23 protein-coding genes and 1 pseudogene are annotated in these 11,957 nt (G+C 61.1%); all 24 read right to left on the reverse strand.

What is annotated here, in order from left to right:
* Positions 1-208: 208 nt before the first annotated feature.
* Positions 209-781, reverse strand: coding sequence for an adenylate kinase (locus CMI59_RS10990; protein WP_293328304.1), 573 nt, complete (start codon positions 779-781; stop codon positions 209-211).
* Positions 778-2,109, reverse strand: coding sequence for a preprotein translocase subunit SecY (secY, locus tag CMI59_RS10995; RefSeq protein WP_293328305.1), 1,332 nt, complete (start codon positions 2,107-2,109; stop codon positions 778-780). Before secY ends, CMI59_RS10990 begins: the two co-directional genes overlap by 4 nt.
* Positions 2,110-2,182: 73 nt before the next feature.
* On the reverse strand, positions 2,183-2,671 hold the full coding sequence (gene rplO / locus CMI59_RS11000; protein ID WP_293328306.1) for a 50S ribosomal protein L15: 489 nt from the start codon (positions 2,669-2,671) through the stop codon (positions 2,183-2,185).
* A 31-nt stretch (positions 2,672-2,702) separates the two neighbouring features.
* The gene (gene rpmD / locus CMI59_RS11005; RefSeq protein WP_293328307.1) at positions 2,703-2,903 is read right to left on the reverse strand and encodes a 50S ribosomal protein L30; all 201 of its coding nucleotides are present in this window, start codon (positions 2,901-2,903) and stop codon (positions 2,703-2,705) included.
* 20 nt (positions 2,904-2,923) lie between these two features.
* Positions 2,924-3,478: a 30S ribosomal protein S5 gene (rpsE, locus tag CMI59_RS11010; RefSeq protein WP_293328308.1), complete on the reverse strand. Its 555-nt coding sequence runs from the start codon at positions 3,476-3,478 to the stop codon at positions 2,924-2,926.
* A gap of 12 nt (positions 3,479-3,490) precedes the next feature.
* Positions 3,491-3,844 carry a 50S ribosomal protein L18 gene (rplR, locus tag CMI59_RS11015; protein WP_293328309.1) on the reverse strand — a complete coding sequence of 118 codons (354 nt, stop codon included), beginning with the start codon at positions 3,842-3,844 and terminating at the stop codon, positions 3,491-3,493.
* A gap of 12 nt (positions 3,845-3,856) precedes the next feature.
* Positions 3,857-4,390 carry a 50S ribosomal protein L6 gene (gene rplF, locus CMI59_RS11020; protein ID WP_293328310.1) on the reverse strand — a complete coding sequence of 178 codons (534 nt, stop codon included), beginning with the start codon at positions 4,388-4,390 and terminating at the stop codon, positions 3,857-3,859.
* Between the two features lie 47 nt (positions 4,391-4,437).
* A complete protein-coding gene (gene rpsH, locus CMI59_RS11025; protein ID WP_293328311.1) occupies positions 4,438-4,836 on the reverse strand; it encodes a 30S ribosomal protein S8 in 399 nt (132 codons plus the stop codon).
* A gap of 13 nt (positions 4,837-4,849) precedes the next feature.
* Positions 4,850-5,155: a 30S ribosomal protein S14 gene (gene rpsN / locus CMI59_RS11030; RefSeq protein WP_293328312.1), complete on the reverse strand. Its 306-nt coding sequence runs from the start codon at positions 5,153-5,155 to the stop codon at positions 4,850-4,852.
* 42 nt (positions 5,156-5,197) lie between these two features.
* Positions 5,198-5,758: a 50S ribosomal protein L5 gene (gene rplE / locus CMI59_RS11035; protein WP_293328313.1), complete on the reverse strand. Its 561-nt coding sequence runs from the start codon at positions 5,756-5,758 to the stop codon at positions 5,198-5,200.
* Positions 5,751-6,068, reverse strand: a complete 318-nt coding sequence (gene rplX / locus CMI59_RS11040) for a 50S ribosomal protein L24 (protein WP_293328314.1) — start codon at positions 6,066-6,068, stop codon at positions 5,751-5,753. Before rplX ends, rplE begins: the two co-directional genes overlap by 8 nt.
* Positions 6,068-6,436, reverse strand: a complete 369-nt coding sequence (gene rplN, locus CMI59_RS11045; protein WP_167089696.1) for a 50S ribosomal protein L14 — start codon at positions 6,434-6,436, stop codon at positions 6,068-6,070. Before rplN ends, rplX begins: the two co-directional genes overlap by 1 nt.
* Before the next feature lie 44 nt (positions 6,437-6,480).
* Positions 6,481-6,717, reverse strand: a complete 237-nt coding sequence (rpsQ, locus tag CMI59_RS11050) for a 30S ribosomal protein S17 (protein WP_293328315.1) — start codon at positions 6,715-6,717, stop codon at positions 6,481-6,483.
* 11 nt (positions 6,718-6,728) lie between these two features.
* Positions 6,729-6,935, reverse strand: coding sequence for a 50S ribosomal protein L29 (gene rpmC, locus CMI59_RS11055; protein ID WP_293328316.1), 207 nt, complete (start codon positions 6,933-6,935; stop codon positions 6,729-6,731).
* Between the two features lie 63 nt (positions 6,936-6,998).
* Positions 6,999-7,418, reverse strand: a complete 420-nt coding sequence (rplP, locus tag CMI59_RS11060; RefSeq protein WP_293328317.1) for a 50S ribosomal protein L16 — start codon at positions 7,416-7,418, stop codon at positions 6,999-7,001.
* 65 nt (positions 7,419-7,483) lie between these two features.
* A complete protein-coding gene (gene rpsC, locus CMI59_RS11065; protein ID WP_293328318.1) occupies positions 7,484-8,194 on the reverse strand; it encodes a 30S ribosomal protein S3 in 711 nt (236 codons plus the stop codon).
* The gene (gene rplV / locus CMI59_RS11070) at positions 8,194-8,574 is read right to left on the reverse strand and encodes a 50S ribosomal protein L22 (protein WP_167089706.1); all 381 of its coding nucleotides are present in this window, start codon (positions 8,572-8,574) and stop codon (positions 8,194-8,196) included. The genes rpsC and rplV overlap by 1 nt, the downstream gene beginning before the upstream one ends.
* 3 nt (positions 8,575-8,577) lie before the next feature.
* Positions 8,578-8,853, reverse strand: coding sequence for a 30S ribosomal protein S19 (gene rpsS, locus CMI59_RS11075; protein ID WP_167089707.1), 276 nt, complete (start codon positions 8,851-8,853; stop codon positions 8,578-8,580).
* A gap of 11 nt (positions 8,854-8,864) precedes the next feature.
* On the reverse strand, positions 8,865-9,698 hold the full coding sequence (rplB, locus tag CMI59_RS11080; protein WP_293328319.1) for a 50S ribosomal protein L2: 834 nt from the start codon (positions 9,696-9,698) through the stop codon (positions 8,865-8,867).
* A gap of 43 nt (positions 9,699-9,741) precedes the next feature.
* Positions 9,742-10,032, reverse strand: a complete 291-nt coding sequence (locus CMI59_RS11085; protein WP_293328320.1) for a 50S ribosomal protein L23 — start codon at positions 10,030-10,032, stop codon at positions 9,742-9,744.
* Positions 10,029-10,649 carry a 50S ribosomal protein L4 gene (rplD, locus tag CMI59_RS11090; RefSeq protein WP_293328321.1) on the reverse strand — a complete coding sequence of 207 codons (621 nt, stop codon included), beginning with the start codon at positions 10,647-10,649 and terminating at the stop codon, positions 10,029-10,031. The genes CMI59_RS11085 and rplD overlap by 4 nt, the downstream gene beginning before the upstream one ends.
* Entirely contained in the window at positions 10,649-11,443 is a 795-nt protein-coding gene (gene rplC, locus CMI59_RS11095; RefSeq protein WP_293328322.1) for a 50S ribosomal protein L3, read from the reverse strand. The genes rplD and rplC overlap by 1 nt, the downstream gene beginning before the upstream one ends.
* 37 nt (positions 11,444-11,480) lie before the next feature.
* Entirely contained in the window at positions 11,481-11,789 is a 309-nt protein-coding gene (gene rpsJ / locus CMI59_RS11100) for a 30S ribosomal protein S10 (RefSeq protein WP_167089717.1), read from the reverse strand.
* A gap of 70 nt (positions 11,790-11,859) precedes the next feature.
* Positions 11,860-11,957 (reverse strand): annotated as a pseudogene (locus tag CMI59_RS11105) (elongation factor Tu); the annotation flags it as partial.

The following is an 11,957-nucleotide window of genomic DNA, read 5'->3' on the forward strand; positions in this document are numbered from 1 at the left end:
CGCTTACACGGCGCCTGCACGAAAAACCGGTTGTTCAGCTCCGGAAAAACCGCGGAAACCCGCCAATTTTTCGGACCCAACCGGAATCTACATCATCGGAGCCGTCGCGAAGGCCGGGATTATAGGATTTACCCCACCCCAGTCAACCGCGTTAAGCGAGATTCCTCTTTGTTTTTCAACGTCCAACCGGCTTACAGCCGGAAAATCCTTAAACTCCGAGAGCCGCCTCGATCTGGCGGGTCACCTCGTCGATATCTTTCATGCCGTCCACGGTCTTGAGCTGACCCTTGCCCGCGTAATAGGCGGAGAGAGGCGCCGTCTGCTCATGATAGACCTTGAGGCGCTTCGCCAGCGCCTCTGCATTGTCGTCTGCGCGCGGGCCGCCTTCGGTTTCCGCCGCGCGGCCTTCGATACGCGCCAGAAGCGCATTGTCGTCGACCTTAAGTTCAACCACAGCATCGAGCTGGGTGCCGTTACGGGCCAGCATCGCGTCCAACGCCTCGGCCTGGGCCACATTGCGCGGAAAACCGTCCAGGATATAGCCCTTGGCGCAATCCGGCTCGGCAATGCGATCCTCGATGATGCCGACCACAAGCTCGTTCGGCACAAGCTCGCCGGCTTCCATCAGCTTTTCGGCCTTCTTGCCGACTTCCGTCCCGGCCTTCACCGCGGCGCGCAGCATGTCGCCGGTGGAAAGCTGGGTGAAGCCATACCGCTCTTCCAGCCGTTTTGCCTGGGTTCCCTTACCCGCCCCGGGCGGACCAAGAAGAATGAGTTTCATCGGCGCTGCCCCCGCAGTTTCGACTTCTTGATGAGTCCTTCATACTGGTGAGCCAGCAAATGGCTCTGGATCTGCGAGACCGTATCCATGGTCACGCTGACGACGATCAGCAGCGACGTACCGCCGAAATAGAACGGCACCTTGTACTGCGAAATCAGCACTTCCGGCAGCAGGCAGACGGCGACGAGATAGATCGCGCCAACAAGGGTAAGCCGCGTCAGTACGTAGTCGATATATTCCGCCGTGCGGGTGCCCGGACGGATGCCCGGAATGAAGCCGCCATACTTCTTCAGATTGTCGGCCGTCTCCTGAGGATTGAAGACGATCGCCGTGTAGAAGAAGGCGAAGAAGATGATACCGGCAGCATAAAGCAGCATGTAGAGCGGCTGACCATGCGCTAGCAGGGCCGTCATCGTGTTCAGCCATTCCGGCCCCTGCCCGCCGCTGAAATTGGCAGCCGTCACCGGCAGCAGCAGCAGCGAAGAGGCGAAGATCGGCGGAATCACACCGGCGGTGTTCAGCTTCAGCGGAAGATGCGAGCTGTCGCCGCCATACATCTTGTTCCCGACCTGTCGCTTTGGATACTGCACGATCAGTTTTCGCTGCGCGCGCTCCATGAAGACGATCGCCATAATGACCGCGACGATCATGACGACGAGGAACAGAATCACGAAGGTGGACAGCGCCCCTTCCCGGCCGAGTTCCAGCGTGCCGACGATCGCATGGGGCAGCTGCGCCACAATGCCGGAGAAGATGATGAGCGAGATACCGTTACCGACGCCGCGCGAGGTGATCTGCTCGCCAAGCCACATCAGAAACACGGTACCGCCCACAAGCGTGATGGTCGTCGTCGCCCTGAAGAAGAGCCCCGGATCCATCACCACGTTCTGGGCGCCTTCAAGGCCGATCGCGATGCCATACCCCTGGATCGCCGCCAGGAACACCGTGCCGTAACGCGTGTACTGGTTGATCTGCTTGCGTCCCTGCTCGCCTTCCTTCTTGAGCTGCTCAAGATGGGGCGAAACGCTCGTCATCAGCTGGATGATAATCGACGCGGAAATATAGGGCATGATCGCCAGCGCGAAGATCGCCATGCGACCGACCGCACCGCCCGCGAACATATCGAACACGCCGAGCAGGCCCGACTGCTGCTGGTTGAAAACACGCGCCAGCGCCGCCGGGTCGATGCCGGGCAGCGGAATATAGGTGCCCAGCCGGTAAACGATGAGCGCACCCAGTGTGAACCAGATGCGCTTTTTCAGCTCTTCCGCCTTCGCAAACGCGGAGAAATTAAGATTCGCTGCAAGCTGTTCCGCCGCTGATGCCATTCAACTCACCTCTGCGCCGATCGCCTGGCGCCCCTTGAGAAATGCGAATCCCGTTTAACTCACGCGCCGCCGATTACTCGGCAGCAGCTTTCGCCTTGGCTTTCGGCTCGACAACCGTCACCGAACCGCCGGCCTTCTCGACCGCGGCCTTGGCGGCTTCGGACACGCCCGCAACCTGGAAGTTGAGTTTGGCCTTGAGCTCGCCCTTGTTGAGCAGGCGCACGCCATCCTTCACCCGGCGAAGGACACCGGCCTCGACCAGCGCAGCCGCATCGACCGTCGCGCCATCGGCAAGCTTGCCGGCGTCGACCGCCTGCTGCACACGGCCGAGATTGACCGTGTTGTAGTCCAGCCGGAACGGATTCTTGAAGCCGCGCTTGGGCAGGCGCATGTGGATCGGCATCTGGCCGCCCTCATAGCCCTTGATCGCCACGCCGCTGCGGGACTTCTGGCCCTTCACACCGCGACCGCCGGTCTTGCCCTTGCCGGAACCGATACCGCGGCCCACGCGCATGCGCGACTTGCGGGCGCCTTCATTGTCGGCGATTTCATTGAGTTTCATTGGCTTTGCCTCTGCAACCACTTGAGCCCGATTAGCCTTCGTCCACGATGCGAACGAGGTGGGGCAGCTTATTGATCATGCCGCGAACCGCCGGCGTATCGGCAAGGGTCCGCGTCTTGTGCATCTTGTTCAGTCCAAGACCCACCAGCGTGGCACGCTGGTCCGCCTTGCGGCGGATCGGGCTTCCGATCTGCTGAACCGTGATGGTCTTCGCCGACTTCTTGGCAGCCATTGTCCGTTACCTCTCCGCGCTTACTCGAGGCCGCTTTCGGCGGCGGCATCGGAACGACGGCCAACGATGTCGCTGACCTTCTTCCCGCGGCGCGCCGCAACCATACGCGGGCTCTGCTCGTTCTTCAGCGCGTCAAACGTCGCGCGAACCATGTTGTAGGGATTGGAGGTGCCGAGCGACTTCGCCACGACATCCTGCACACCCAGCGTCTCGAAAACGGCGCGCATCGGACCGCCGGCGATGATGCCGGTGCCGGGAGGCGCAGCGCGAAGCACAACGCGGCCCGCGCCATGACGGCCATCGACATCGTGATGCAGCGTACGCCCTTCACGAAGCGGAACCCGGATCATCGAGCGCTTGGCGGCCTCGGTCGCCTTGCGGATCGCTTCCGGCACTTCGCGCGCCTTGCCGTGACCAAAGCCGACACGGCCCTTCTGGTCGCCGACAACGACGAGCGCGGCAAAGCCGAAACGACGGCCGCCCTTCACCACCTTGGCGACGCGATTGATGTGGACCAGCTTGTCCACGAATTCGCTGTCGCGATCTTCCCGTTCACGATTGTCTTTACGTGCCACGTTCAAATTCCCTTAGAAGTTGAGTCCGCCCTCGCGCGCACCGTCCGCGAGCGCCTTGACCCGACCGTGATAGATATAGCCGCCGCGGTCGAACACCACTTCGGTGACGCCCGCATCCTTGGCACGCTTTGCCAGCAGTTCGCCGACCTTGCTCGCCGCATCGACATTGCCGCCGGCCTTAATGCCGAGATCCGGATCGAGCGATGAGGCGTGGGCAAGCGTCTTGCCCTCCTTATCATCGATCACCTGGGCATAGATATGCTTGGACGAACGGAACACCGAGAGCCTCGGGCGCCCATTCGCGTTTTTCGCGAGCCGCGAGCGGTTGCGCATTGCGCGCCGCTGGGAAAGGGTCATGTTCTTCATGGATACACCCGATTACTTCTTCTTGCCTTCCTTGCGGAAGATGTACTCGCCGGCATATTTCACGCCCTTGCCCTTATAGGGCTCCGGAGCGCGATAGGCGCGGATTTCCGCCGCCACCTGACCGACGCGCTGCTTGTCGATACCGCTCACTTCGATCTCGGTCGGCTTCGCACACTTGATCTCGATGCCGTCCGGGATCGGATACTTCACGTCATGGCTGAAGCCGAGATTGAGCTGGAGCGCCTTACCCTGCACTGCTGCACGGTAACCGACACCGTTGATCTCGAGCTTCTTGGTGAAGCCTTCGGTCACGCCCGTCACCAGGTTCTGCACCAGCGTACGGCTCAGGCCCCACATGGCACGGCCACGCGGCGCGCCTTCGCGCGGCTGCACGGAGATGCCTTCGTCGCCCATCTCCACTGTGACGTCGTCAACCAGCGTCAGTTCCAGGGTCCCTTTAGGGCCCTTTACCGACACCTTCTGGCCGTCGATCTTCGTTTCGACGCCCTTCGGAACCTCAATGGGTCTTTTGCCAATTCGAGACATGGTCTCTGCTTCCTGTCGTCAACTCGTTGCAGCCGGTCTGACGCGTCTTAGAAGACGCGGCACAGGACTTCGCCACCTACATTCTGTTCCCTCGCCGCCGCGTCGGACATAATGCCCTTTGGCGTGGAGAGGATCGAAATGCCGAGCCCGTTATGGACCGTCGGCATCGTCTTGACCGAAGAGTACACCCGGCGGCCCGGCGTCGAGACACGCTCGATCTCCCGGATGACCGGCTCACCCTCGGTATATTTCAGTTCGATCTCGAACTCGCTTTTGCCGTCGGCATATTCGGTCTTCGAATAGCCGCGGATAAAGCCTTCTTCAGCGAGAACGTCGAGCACCCAGCCACGAAGCTTGGAAGCCGGCGTAACCACCTTGGATTTGCCGCGCGTCTGCGCGTTGCGAATCCGGGTGAGCATATCGCCAAGAGGATCGGACATTGTCATGCGCGTAGTCTCCTTACCAGCTCGACTTCACCATGCCGGGAATCTGCCCCTTGGACGCGAGGTCCCGGAGCGCGATACGCGACATGCGCAGCTTGCGGTAGTACGCCTTGGGACGACCGGTGACTTCACACCGGTTATGAAGACGCGTCTTGGACGAATTGCGCGGCAGCTCGTTGAGCTTGAGCTGCGCCTGGAAACGCTCTTCCATCGAAAGAGACCCGTCCTTAGTCATCGCCTTCAGCTTGGCGCGCTTTTCGGCATACTGCGCAACAAGCTTGCGGCGCTTTTGATCCCGGTTGATGGCGCTTTTCTTAGCCATTCCTACCTCCGTCGGGTCCGCCCCATGCGGACCGTGAGAAACTTACTTCGTGAACGGGAAGTTGAACTTCCGAAGCAGCTCGCGCGCTTCGTCGTTCGTGTCCGCCGTGGTGCACACGATGATGTCCATACCCCAGACCTGATCGACCTTGTCGTATTCGATCTCGGGGAAAACGATGTGTTCTTTGAGTCCCATCGCAAAGTTGCCGCGCCCGTCGAAGCTCTTCGGGTTCAGGCCGCGGAAGTCACGCACGCGCGGCAGCGCGATAGTGATCAGCCGGTCGAGAAACTCATACATGCGGTCGCGGCGCAGCGTAACTTTTACGCCGATCGGCATGTCTTCGCGGAGCTTGAAGCCCGCGATCGAGGTCTTGGCCTTGGTGATGACCGGCTTCTGACCGGTAATCGCCTGCAGGTCTTCAAAGGCGGACTTGATCTTCTTGGAATCGCCGACAGCTTCGCCGACACCCATGTTGATCACGACCTTGTCGATCCGCGGGATCTGAAGCAGGTTCGCATAGTTGAACTGCTCCTTCATCTCGCCACGGATGGCCTCGTTATACTGTGCGCGCAGACGCGGCGCGTAGCTCTGTGCTTCAGCCATCGATCACATCTCCCGACGCCTTGGCGAACCGGACCTTGCGGCCGTCGTCCAGCGTCTTGAAACCAACTCGCGTCGCCTTGCCGGAAGCCGGATCGGCAATGGCGAGATTCGACAGGTGAATGGACGCCTCGCGGGTCGAAATACCACCGGCCGACACCTGGGACGGCTTCTCGTGGCGCTTCACCATGTTCACGCCCTGAACGAGAGCGCGGGATTCTTTCGGGAGCACGGCGAGAACTTCGCCGGTCCTGCCCTTGTCCTTGCCCGTCAGGACAACGACCTTGTCACCCTTTTTGATCTTCTGGGCCATCAGAGCACCTCCGGGGCCAGCGAGACGATCTTCATGTGGTTCTTCGCGCGAAGTTCGCGGGTCACCGGACCGAAGATACGGGTGCCGATCGGCTCGCCCTGGTTATTCACAAGCACCGCCGCATTGCGGTCGAAACGGATGACGCTTCCATCTGCGCGGCGGATATCCTTCGCGGTGCGAACGATCACGGCCTTGACCACATCGCCCTTCTTCACCTTGCCGCGCGGAATGGCTTCCTTCACGCTGACGACAATGATGTCGCCCACGGAAGCGTATTTCCGCTTGGAACCACCCAGAACCTTGATGCACATCACGCGACGCGCACCAGAGTTGTCGGCGACCTCCAGGTTTGTTTCCTGCTGAATCATAACTTCATCCGCCTTCGCTCGGACCGAACCTCACCCCTACGGGATCAGGACTCGTCCGTAATGACTTCCCATCGCTTGCTACGAGAGTGCGGGCGGCATTCCTGGATCTTCACGATCTGGCCGACCTTCGCCTGATTGCTCTCGTCATGAGCGTGATACTTCTTGGTGCGGCGCACGATCTTCTTCAGGAGCGGGTCCTTGAAGCGGCGCTCGATATTCACTGTCACCGTCTTTTCGTTCTTGTCGCTGACAACGACACCCTGGAGGATTCTCTTCGGCATTGCTTTCGTCCTCAGCCCTTATTCTGTTCAGCCGGCGCACTCTGCCGCTGCATGGTCTTGATCCGCGCAATATCGCGGCGGATCTGACGGAAGCGTGCAGTCTTCTCCAGCTGGCCGCTCGCCTGCTGGAAGCGAAGGTTGAACTGTTCCTTCTTCAGCTTCACCAGCTCGTCGTCGAGCTGATCCGGCGTCATATCTCTCACTTCACTGGCCTTCATGGCCCGACCCTTTCATTTCGTCGCCGCCGCACGGCGGGAAATTTGCCTTAACCGACCTCAAGCTCAACCGTGCTCACCGGGACGCGACACGAAGCGCGTCTTGACCGGAAGCTTGGCCGCACCGAGACGCAGCGCCTCTTCGGCGATTGCATGCGGAACACCGTCGATCTCGAACATGATCCGGCCCGGCTTTACCTTGGCCGCCCAATATTCCGGCGTACCCTTACCCTTACCCATACGGACTTCGGTCGGCTTCTGGGAAACCGGGACATCCGGGAAGATGCGGATCCACACACGGCCCGCACGCTTCATGTGACGCGTGATCGCACGGCGTGCCGCCTCGATCTGGCGCGCGGTCACTCGAGCCGGCTCCTGGGCCTTGAGGCCATAGGCGCCGAAATCCAGATTCGTTCCGCCTTTGGCAGCGCCGTGAATACGGCCCTTGTGTTGCTTGCGGAACTTTGTGCGCTTCGGTTGCAGCATCGTCGTTACTCTCTATCGCTCGATCGCGGGAATGTTTTCGTCCCGCCGATTGTGCTTAAGCCCATTTAGCCGTTCTGGTGCTCACGGCGCTGACGCTGGCCACTGCCATCGCCTTCCAGCGCGCGGCGTTCGGACGCCATCGGATCGTGCTCAAGGATTTCGCCCTTGTAGATCCAGACCTTTACGCCGCAGGTGCCGTAAGCGGTCTTCGCCGTCGCAACGCCGTAGTCGATGTCGGCGCGCAGCGTGTGAAGCGGCACACGGCCTTCGCGGTACCATTCCGTGCGCGCGATTTCCGCGCCGCCCAGACGGCCCGAGCAGGTGATGCGGATGCCGCCCGCGCCGAGACGCATGGCCGACTGCACCGCCCGCTTCATCGCGCGGCGGAACGCCACACGGCGCTCGAGCTGCTGCGCGATATTCTCCGCGACCAGCGTCGCATCGATCTCGGGCTTGCGGACTTCGACGATATTCAGATGAACTTCCGAATTCGTCATCTTGCTGATCTTGCGGCGAAGGACTTCGATGTCCTGGCCCTTCTTGCCGATCACCACACCCGGACGCGCCGTGTGGATGGAGACGCGGCACTTCTTGTGCGGGCGCTCGATCACGATGCGCGAAACGCCGGCCTGCTTGACTTCCTTGGCCAGGAACTCGCGGATCTTCAGATCCTCATGCAGCAGCTTGCCGTATTCGTGACGGCCGGCGTACCAGCGGGAGTCCCAGGTGCGGTTGATACCCAGCCGCAGACCGATCGGATTAACTTTATGACCCATCAGGCCGTCTCCTCGACTTGGCGAACGACGATCGTGAGCTGGCTGAACGGCTTCTCGATGCGACCCACGCGACCACGCGCACGGGCATGCCACCGCTTCATAACCAGATTCTTGCCCACATAGGCCTCGGAGACGACGAGATCGTCGACATCGAGGTCGTGGTTGTTTTCCGCATTCGCAATCGCGCTCTGCAGAATCTTCTTCACGTCCTTCGCGATACGCTTGCGCGAGAAGGTCAGGTCGGCCAGAGCCGTCTCCACCTTCTTGCCGCGAATGGTCTGCGCGACGAGGTTCAGCTTCTGCGGGCTGATGCGGATCATGCGACCCACGGCCTGCGCCTCATTCTCAGGCAGACGCCTTTTTGCTGCAGGTTTGCCCATGGCTTACCTCTTCGCTTTCTTGTCGGCCGTGTGGCCGTAATAGGTCCGCGACGGCGAGAACTCGCCGAGCTTATGGCCCACCATGTCTTCCGTGACCAGGACCGGCACATGCTTCTTGCCGTTATGCACACCGAAGGTCAGGCCGACGAATTGCGGCAGGATGACCGAGCGGCGGCTCCAGGTCTTGATGACTTCCTTGCGTCCCGAAGAACCCGACTTCTCTGCCTTCTTCAGCAGATACCCGTCGACGAAGGGGCCTTTTTTGACTGAACGAGCCATAGTTAGTTCCCTTAACCCTTACGCTTGTGACGGCTACGGACGATATACTTGTCGGTCGCCTTGTTGCTGCGCGTGCGCTTGCCCTTGGTCGGCTTGCCCCACGGCGTCACCGGATGACGGCCGCCCGAAGTACGTCCTTCACCACCGCCATGCGGATGGTCGACCGGGTTCATAACCACGCCGCGAACATGCGGGCGCTTGCCCATCCAGCGCTTGCGGCCGGCTTTCGCGATCGTGATGTTCATGTGGTCCGGATTGGACACCGCGCCGATCGACGCCATGCACTCACCCGAAACCATGCGCGTCTCACCGGAAGAAAGGCGAAGCAGCGCGTAACCCTGGTCGCGGCCGACGAGCTGCACATAGGCACCCGCGGACCGTGCGATCTGACCACCCTTGCCCGGCTTCATCTCCACATTGTGGACGATGGTGCCGACCGGAATGTTCTTCAGCGGCATCGCATTGCCCGGCTTCACGTCAACGCGCTCGCCCGAAACCACCTTGTCGCCAGCCTGCAGACGCTGCGGCGCCAGAATGTAGCTCAGCTCGCCATCGTCATACTTGATGAGAGCGATGAACGCGGTCCGGTTCGGATCGTATTCGAGGCGTTCCACCGTCGCAGAGACGTCGGCCTTGCGGCGCTTGAAGTCCACAAGACGATAGCTGCGCTTGTGCCCGCCACCGCGGAAGCGTGTCGTCACGCGGCCCTTGTTGTTACGGCCACCCGACTTGGTGAGGCCTTCCGTCAAGGTCTTCACGGGCTTGCCCTTGTGAAGACCCGACCGGTCCACGATCACCAGGCCGCGTTGCGCCGGGCTTGTCGGTTTGTACTTTTTAAGTGCCATAGCTTTAAGCTTCTTACCTTGGCGGCCCTAGCGGACCAATTCCTCAAAGACCCGTCGTGATGTCGATCGAATGGCCCTCTTCGAGGGTCACGACCGCCTTCTTGACGTCGCTCTGCTTACCCTTGATGCCGCGGAAACGCTTCGTCTTGCCCTTCCGGTTCAGCGTGTTAACCGCTTTCACCTTCACCTTGAAGAGAGCTTCGACCGCTTCCTTCACCTGAGGCTTCGTCGCGCTATCGACAACCTTGAAAACCACCTGGTTGTTCTCGGCCGCGAAGGTCGACTTCTCGGTGATGATCGGCGCCACGATGATGTCGTAATGCGTCTCGCTCATTTGAAGCGCGCCTCCAGGCTCTCGACTGCGGCCTTGGTCAGCACGAGCTTCTCGCGCCGCAGAATGTCGTACACATTGATGCCCTGCACCGGCAGCACATCCACATTCGGGATGTTGCTCGCGGCCTTGGCGAAATTCGAGTCGAGCTCCGCACCGTCGATGATGAGCGCATTGCTCAGCCCCAGCTTCGCGAAGGCCTCCTTGGCGGCCTTGGTCTTCGGCTCTGTGAGCTTCGCCTCGTCGATGATGACGAGATTGTCGCTCTTGGCCTTGCTCGAAAGAGCATGGCGCAGCGCAAGCGCGCGAACCTTCTTGGGCAGGTCGATCGTATGGCTGCGCACAACCGGACCAAACGCCTTGCCGCCACCACGGAACTGCGGCGCCTTGCGGTCACCGTGACGCGCACCGCCAGAACCCTTCTGACGCACGAACTTCTTGCCCGTGGCCGCGATCTCGCTGCGGCCCTTCGTCTTGTGCGTGCCGGCCTGACGCTTGGCGAGCTGATAGCTGACCATGCGATGCAGGATGTCCGCGCGGGGTTCCAGCGCAAACACTTCGTCGAGAAGCTCGACAGAGCCCGCCTTGCCGGCGTCGAGCGTGGTTACGTCCGCCTTCATCACGCACCTTCCTTGTCGGCGCCTTCGGCACCATTCGTCTCTTCAGCCGGCGCTTCGGCGGGAGCGTCTTCGGCAGCCACTTCCGCAGCTTCCTCGGCAGGCTTCGCAAGCTCTTCGCCAGCCCGGCGGAACGCACCCGGCATCGGGGCTTCGTCGGGAAGCTTGGACTTCACCGCGTCGCGAAGCATGATCCAGCCGCCCTTGGAGCCCGGCACCGCGCCGCGCACCATGATGAGGCCGCGCTCCGGATCGGTCTGCACCACTTCCAGGTTCTGCGTCGTCACACGACGCGCACCCATGTGGCCGGCCATTTTCTTGCCCTTGAACACCTTGCCGGGGTCCTGGCACTGACCGGTCGAGCCGTGGCTGCGGTGGCTGATCGACACGCCATGCGTTGCACGCAGGCCGCCGAAATTGTGCCGCTTCATCGCACCCTGAAAGCCCTTACCGATCGACGTGCCGCAGGCATCGACGAGCTGGCCGGCGACGAAATGATCCGCCGTCAGTTCCACGCCCACGTCGAGCAGGTTTTCCGGGGTCACGCGGAACTCCACGATCTCCCTCTTCGGCTCGACGCTCGCCACGGCAAACTGGCCGCGCTGCGATCTGGACACGTTCTTCGCCTTGGCAAGCCCGGCACCGAGCTGAACGGCGGTGTAGCCGTTCTTTTCCTCGGTACGCTGGCTGACAACCTGGCAATTATCCAGCTTCAGCACCGTCACTGGTACATGCCGCCCGTCTTCGGTGAACAGGCGGGTCATGCCCATCTTTTTGACAATCACACCGGAACGCATGGTCCCATTCCTCGTCTTGATCCAGAAAACAAGCTGCTTAGAGCTTGATTTCCACGTCCACACCGGCCGCCAGGTCGAGCTTCATAAGAGCGTCTACCGTCTGGGGCGTGGGGTCCACGATGTCGAGCACACGCTTGTGCGTCCGAATTTCGAATTGCTCACGGCTCTTCTTGTCGATATGCGGGCCGCGAAGCACCGTAAATTTTTCAAGCCGCGTCGGCAGCGGGATAGGACCCAGAACCTGGGCGCCCGTACGCTTCGCCGTGTTCACGATTTCCCGCGTGGACACGTCCAGCACACGGTGGTCGAAACCCTTGAGCCTGATGCGGATCTTCTGCTGTTGCATCTTCAATCCTTGCCTGTAATCGGCTTGGGCGGGGCGCGCCGCCAAGGCGCGCCCTCACCTGTTTCTTACATCACTCGATGATCTTGGAGACGACGCCGGCGCCGACGGTACGACCGCCTTCGCGGATGGCGAAGCGCAGCTTCTCTTCCATCGCGATCGGCGCGATCA

This window comes from Parvibaculum sp. (genome assembly GCF_002684405.1).
Taxonomy (GTDB): domain Bacteria; phylum Pseudomonadota; class Alphaproteobacteria; order Parvibaculales; family Parvibaculaceae; genus Parvibaculum.

What these genes read in the sequence shown, in the direction of transcription:
- CMI59_RS10990 (WP_293328304.1), bottom strand. Translation starts at nt 781, where the DNA reads ATGAAACTCATTCTTCTTGGTCCGCCCGGGGCGGGTAAGGGAACCCAG.
- secY (WP_293328305.1), bottom strand. Translation starts at nt 2,109, where the DNA reads ATGGCATCAGCGGCGGAACAGCTTGCAGCGAATCTTAATTTCTCCGCG.
- rplO (WP_293328306.1), bottom strand. Translation starts at nt 2,671, where the DNA reads ATGAAACTCAATGAAATCGCCGACAATGAAGGCGCCCGCAAGTCGCGC.
- rpmD (WP_293328307.1), bottom strand. Translation starts at nt 2,903, where the DNA reads ATGGCTGCCAAGAAGTCGGCGAAGACCATCACGGTTCAGCAGATCGGA.
- rplR (WP_293328309.1), bottom strand. Translation starts at nt 3,844, where the DNA reads ATGAAGAACATGACCCTTTCCCAGCGGCGCGCAATGCGCAACCGCTCG.
- rplF (WP_293328310.1), bottom strand. Translation starts at nt 4,390, where the DNA reads ATGTCTCGAATTGGCAAAAGACCCATTGAGGTTCCGAAGGGCGTCGAA.
- rpsH (WP_293328311.1), bottom strand. Translation starts at nt 4,836, where the DNA reads ATGACAATGTCCGATCCTCTTGGCGATATGCTCACCCGGATTCGCAAC.
- rpsN (WP_293328312.1), bottom strand. Translation starts at nt 5,155, where the DNA reads ATGGCTAAGAAAAGCGCCATCAACCGGGATCAAAAGCGCCGCAAGCTT.
- rplE (WP_293328313.1), bottom strand. Translation starts at nt 5,758, where the DNA reads ATGGCTGAAGCACAGAGCTACGCGCCGCGTCTGCGCGCACAGTATAAC.
- rplX (WP_293328314.1), bottom strand. Translation starts at nt 6,068, where the DNA reads ATGGCCCAGAAGATCAAAAAGGGTGACAAGGTCGTTGTCCTGACGGGC.
- rplN (WP_167089696.1), bottom strand. Translation starts at nt 6,436, where the DNA reads ATGATTCAGCAGGAAACAAACCTGGAGGTCGCCGACAACTCTGGTGCG.
- rpsQ (WP_293328315.1), bottom strand. Translation starts at nt 6,717, where the DNA reads ATGCCGAAGAGAATCCTCCAGGGTGTCGTTGTCAGCGACAAGAACGAA.
- rpmC (WP_293328316.1), bottom strand. Translation starts at nt 6,935, where the DNA reads ATGAAGGCCAGTGAAGTGAGAGATATGACGCCGGATCAGCTCGACGAC.
- rplP (WP_293328317.1), bottom strand. Translation starts at nt 7,418, where the DNA reads ATGCTGCAACCGAAGCGCACAAAGTTCCGCAAGCAACACAAGGGCCGT.
- rpsC (WP_293328318.1), bottom strand. Translation starts at nt 8,194, where the DNA reads ATGGGTCATAAAGTTAATCCGATCGGTCTGCGGCTGGGTATCAACCGC.
- rplV (WP_167089706.1), bottom strand. Translation starts at nt 8,574, where the DNA reads ATGGGCAAACCTGCAGCAAAAAGGCGTCTGCCTGAGAATGAGGCGCAG.
- rpsS (WP_167089707.1), bottom strand. Translation starts at nt 8,853, where the DNA reads ATGGCTCGTTCAGTCAAAAAAGGCCCCTTCGTCGACGGGTATCTGCTG.
- rplB (WP_293328319.1), bottom strand. Translation starts at nt 9,698, where the DNA reads ATGGCACTTAAAAAGTACAAACCGACAAGCCCGGCGCAACGCGGCCTG.
- CMI59_RS11085 (WP_293328320.1), bottom strand. Translation starts at nt 10,032, where the DNA reads ATGAGCGAGACGCATTACGACATCATCGTGGCGCCGATCATCACCGAG.
- rplD (WP_293328321.1), bottom strand. Translation starts at nt 10,649, where the DNA reads ATGAAGGCGGACGTAACCACGCTCGACGCCGGCAAGGCGGGCTCTGTC.
- rplC (WP_293328322.1), bottom strand. Translation starts at nt 11,443, where the DNA reads ATGCGTTCCGGTGTGATTGTCAAAAAGATGGGCATGACCCGCCTGTTC.
- rpsJ (WP_167089717.1), bottom strand. Translation starts at nt 11,789, where the DNA reads ATGCAACAGCAGAAGATCCGCATCAGGCTCAAGGGTTTCGACCACCGT.